This window comes from Bifidobacterium sp. M0353 (assembly GCF_016100645.1).
GTDB classification, from domain to species: Bacteria; Actinomycetota; Actinomycetes; order Actinomycetales; family Bifidobacteriaceae; genus Bombiscardovia; species Bombiscardovia choladohabitans.
In genome coordinates this window covers 1-246 of sequence record NZ_JACFSB010000315.1, presented here as the reverse complement: position 1 = coordinate 246, position 246 = coordinate 1, and the positions used below count along the sequence as shown (strand labels likewise).

Genomic DNA, 246 nt, shown 5'->3' with positions numbered 1-246 from the left:
AAAGATAAATGCCCGATGGAAAGCATCTTTAAAATAATCTTTTAGTCTGACACAGTCATCATTTTTGTATGCATAAACTAATAAATCTTCTCCGTCACGTTTGAATACTACATCAGTGCTTTTAGCCTCTGTAAATTTGAGCTGATTGCTCTGGGATAAGAATGGCAACTGATCGTAGCCCTTATCTTCTATAATGTCTTGCCCATGACCTTTATGAAAAATGTAAGAATCACTTTCCCAGTCACC

The 246-nt window shown here is 36.2% G+C and carries 1 protein-coding gene; it reads right to left on the bottom strand.

Annotated features, from left to right (window positions below):
• On the bottom strand, positions 1–246 hold a 246-nt coding region (locus H3V04_RS09915), incomplete at both ends, for a hypothetical protein (protein ID WP_198188528.1).